The sequence below is a fragment of the Sulfitobacter aestuariivivens genome (assembly GCF_014763045.1).
GTDB classification, from domain to species: domain Bacteria; phylum Pseudomonadota; class Alphaproteobacteria; order Rhodobacterales; family Rhodobacteraceae; genus Sulfitobacter; species Sulfitobacter aestuariivivens.
On record NZ_JACTAG010000008.1, the window covers coordinates 1 to 2,944 of the forward strand.

The 2,944-nt window shown below is 55.7% G+C and carries 5 protein-coding genes; 3 read left to right on the forward strand and 2 right to left on the reverse strand.

Annotated elements, in window-relative coordinates; translation table 11 throughout:
• Positions 1 to 34 precede the first annotated feature (34 nt).
• Together H9Q16_RS20455 and H9Q16_RS20460 are read right to left on the reverse strand one after the other, a co-directional pair.
• Positions 35 to 637: an alpha-ketoglutarate-dependent dioxygenase AlkB gene (locus H9Q16_RS20455; protein ID WP_191077334.1), complete on the reverse strand. Its 603-nt coding sequence runs from the start codon at positions 635 to 637 to the stop codon at positions 35 to 37.
• On the reverse strand, positions 597 to 1,277 hold the full coding sequence (locus H9Q16_RS20460; protein WP_191077335.1) for a Rossmann-like fold-containing protein: 681 nt from the start codon (positions 1,275 to 1,277) through the stop codon (positions 597 to 599). The genes H9Q16_RS20455 and H9Q16_RS20460 overlap by 41 nt, the downstream gene beginning before the upstream one ends.
• A 207-nt stretch (positions 1,278 to 1,484) precedes the next feature.
• On the opposite strand from H9Q16_RS20460, the gene H9Q16_RS20465 reads away from it, so the two are divergent.
• The 3 genes from H9Q16_RS20465 (at position 1,485) to H9Q16_RS20475 (ending at position 2,694) form a co-directional block, all read left to right on the forward strand.
• Positions 1,485 to 2,054, forward strand: a complete 570-nt coding sequence (locus tag H9Q16_RS20465) for a hypothetical protein (protein WP_191077336.1) — start codon at positions 1,485 to 1,487, stop codon at positions 2,052 to 2,054.
• A 74-nt stretch (positions 2,055 to 2,128) separates the two neighbouring features.
• A complete protein-coding gene (locus H9Q16_RS20470; RefSeq protein ID WP_191077337.1) occupies positions 2,129 to 2,407 on the forward strand; it encodes a CopG family ribbon-helix-helix protein in 279 nt (92 codons plus the stop codon).
• The gene (locus H9Q16_RS20475; protein ID WP_191077338.1) at positions 2,395 to 2,694 is read left to right on the forward strand and encodes a type II toxin-antitoxin system RelE/ParE family toxin; all 300 of its coding nucleotides are present in this window, start codon (positions 2,395 to 2,397) and stop codon (positions 2,692 to 2,694) included. The genes H9Q16_RS20470 and H9Q16_RS20475 overlap by 13 nt, the downstream gene beginning before the upstream one ends.
• The last annotated feature ends 250 nt before the right edge of the window (positions 2,695 to 2,944 follow it).

Consider the following 2,944-nt stretch of genomic DNA (forward strand, 5'->3'; position numbering starts at 1 on the left):
CCGTAACACTACTCCGTAGGTAACACTATTAACACTAGGGGTTTTCGAACTTCATCGTTCGAAATGTCAGTGAAATGCGACGTGAACGGATATGTTTATGTCCCTCAAAGACATCCGTTTTCCTAGGTGGGATGGCATGGGTCCACAGATGGCGGGCATCTCCTTCCAAAACCAACAGACTCGCGGGTTGGAGATGTAGCTCTGTTTGCTGAGAATGAGTCTGGGAGGCAAACCGCATCACACAGGCCGAGAGAAGGCTCACAGAAGCGATTGTCTCTCCAAAGCAGGGTTGGCAGTCGATATGGGCCGAGATGCCCTGTCCGGGCTGATATTCGTTGACGATGACTTGGTCAGGAACGACTTGGAAGTGACCTTCAGCGGTTAACCGTTTCGCCAGCCCCTGAAACAACTCAGGCAGCGGCCCAAGGTAGTCTTCTTGCCGGGCTTGTCGCGCTTTGTAGTCGTAGCGATAGCCGTAATGCTGGACCCGCCGTTTCAGATTGGTGCGCCAGGTGGCCGCGTCGATCTCCTGGACGAGCCTGTCGGCTTCATCCTCCCGGACGTAATTTTCCAGGTAAGTTAGCCCGTCCGGCCACTCATCCGGAAAAAACGAAAGTTGCGAAGGCGGTGTGGCCATCGGCGGCGGACTCCTCGTTGGCCGTGTTCTGGTGGGTATATCCTGGGTAATCTTTGGGGTCGAAAGTGTAGATCGTCGGAGCGGCAAAGCCTGCCTTCCGCGCCGCCTCATCCATTTTGAACGCACCCTCATAGAACGGGCTGTCAACGGTTGAGATGACGACCACGCCACCGGGTTTTAGGTGATTACGGGCATTCTTGAGAAACCTCGTCACCAGAACATGATTTGGATTTTGTCCGTAGCTTGGATCACGGGAGGCCACGTTGGGAAACTGGAAGATGATTGTTCGGAACTGGCGTTTCCCGATGGTGTCGGAGAGCCGTGTGGCATCCACGCTGGTTTTGACGCTGCATCCGAGTTTCAGAAGCTTGCGCGCATTGTCGTAGGTGGTGTCCGCTAGGTCTTCCTCTGCCTCATACACCGTCGCCAGGATCGAGGACGCGGGGACGCGCGGCTTGCGCGACATCGTCAGAGCAAAGCTCAGATTACCTTCACCGACAAACAGAACACTTCCCATACGCATACAGGCGGTGAAGTCGAATTTCGCCGCCACCTTGGCCAACTTCTTTGTCGACAATGCTGGATACCGGAGTGCCTGGTGAACGGCGTCCTGCAGCGTTGCGCCGCGAAATTCGTACATGGTGATCCCCAAGCTTGTTTTGCAAAACCCCAGCAGACTGCCGCATCGCGGTTAATCCCGGGTTAACCATGCGTTCTGTGCGCTCCTCAGAACCGCTTACAGCGCCCTCAGGCGGCTTTAGGCCTGTTTGATAGGTTAGGCCTTAGAAAGCTTGATTTCGGTTGTGTGAGGGTGGCTGGAAATAGCAACGTATTACATTCGTGACAAATGACCCGCAGACTAGATCACACAACCCGCCAATCCATCGCCAAGAAAATGCGCGAAGGCGTCCGCCCGGATGTTCTGGCGCGGGAGTATGGCGTCACCGTGCGCACGGTCTATCGCTGTGCACAGTTAATGCGAGAGATACAGATCGAGCGGGGCAGCAGGACCGAAACGGTGGTCTGCCGCGTGTCGCCTGCGGACCTGGCGCTGTTCGATGAAAAGCTGAAAGAAGCCGGTGTTCGGAACCGGAGCGAAGCCTTGCGCAACGTCATCCGGAATGTGGGCGGCATGGCCGCGCCAGATGCCGAACTGGCAGAGGCCTTGCTGGCCATGAAGGGTGCGCTCAACAAGGTGGGCAACAACGTTTCTCAGATCGCAAAACGGATGAACGACGCCAAGAACCGGGGACAATCCCTCCCGTTCAACGAAACGAACCACGCCGAGATCCGGCACCTGGCCGGGATGGTGCTCGACTTTGCGGACGAGGTTGCGCTGATGGCTGATGGGCGGCGCAGCTCATTGGAGCTCAAGATTTCCGACGAGCTGAAGCGCATGGCCAAGCGCGGTGTTTAAAACCTGACCAGATAAGCTCTGGTAATGCTTTTCCTCCATAGGTAATATAAGGTAATACCTATGGAGGAAAAGCTATGCCAACCCCTGTTGCTGTCAAACTGGACGAAGACGTCCACAGCCGCATGAAAGTTCTTGCTGAAGCGCGGGATAGATCCCCGCATTGGATGATGCGAGAGGCGATTGCCCAATACGTCGAGCGTGAAGAAAAGCGCGAAGCGTTCCGCCAGGACGGTATCCGCGCCTGGGACGCTTATCAGGAGACCGGGCTGCACGTGACACATGCCGAGGCGGACGCTTGGCTGGCCCAGCTCGCCGCTGGCGACGATCAGGAGCCGCCTGAGTGCCACAACTGATCTGGTCGCCCGAGGCGCTTGAAGATGTGCAGCGCCTCTACCGTTTTCTTGCTGAGAAGAACCCTGATGCTGCCAGACGTGCGGCAAGTGCGATCCGTGACGGGATGAAGATCGTTGCGGATCACCCGGATGTTGGGCGTCCCGTCGATGATATGGACCCTGAGTTTCAGGAATGGCCGATCAGCTTCGGCGCCAGTGGCTATGTCGCACTATACCGCTTGGAGAAGGACGTGGCGTTGGTCGTTGCCGTGCGTCATCAGAAAGAAGTTGGGTACCAGCTTTCTTGAGCAAAGGCTTTATAGCCTGATGTAAGTGCGTTACCCTTTCAAAAACTAGATAAGTTACAGCATGAAAGGGGGCTGGTTTACGGCATGGAGTTATCCGCATCACAGGCAGCAAAGAGAGTGGGAAAAAGCATCCCAACTATAACAAGAGCCATAAAAAAAGGAAAACTTTCTGCGGTTCCACGTGATGGTGGAGGACGGATCATTGAGGCATCGGAGCTTTTCCGGGTATGGCCTGCCGTTTCCCTTGATA

Excerpts from the sequence above, each read along its gene's own strand:
- H9Q16_RS20455 (WP_191077334.1), bottom strand. The coding sequence starts at position 637 with ATGGCCACACCGCCTTCGCAACTTTCGTTTTTTCCGGATGAGTGGCCG.
- H9Q16_RS20460 (WP_191077335.1), bottom strand. The coding sequence starts at position 1,277 with ATGTACGAATTTCGCGGCGCAACGCTGCAGGACGCCGTTCACCAGGCA.
- H9Q16_RS20465 (WP_191077336.1), top strand. The coding sequence starts at position 1,485 with ATGACCCGCAGACTAGATCACACAACCCGCCAATCCATCGCCAAGAAA.
- H9Q16_RS20470 (WP_191077337.1), top strand. The coding sequence starts at position 2,129 with ATGCCAACCCCTGTTGCTGTCAAACTGGACGAAGACGTCCACAGCCGC.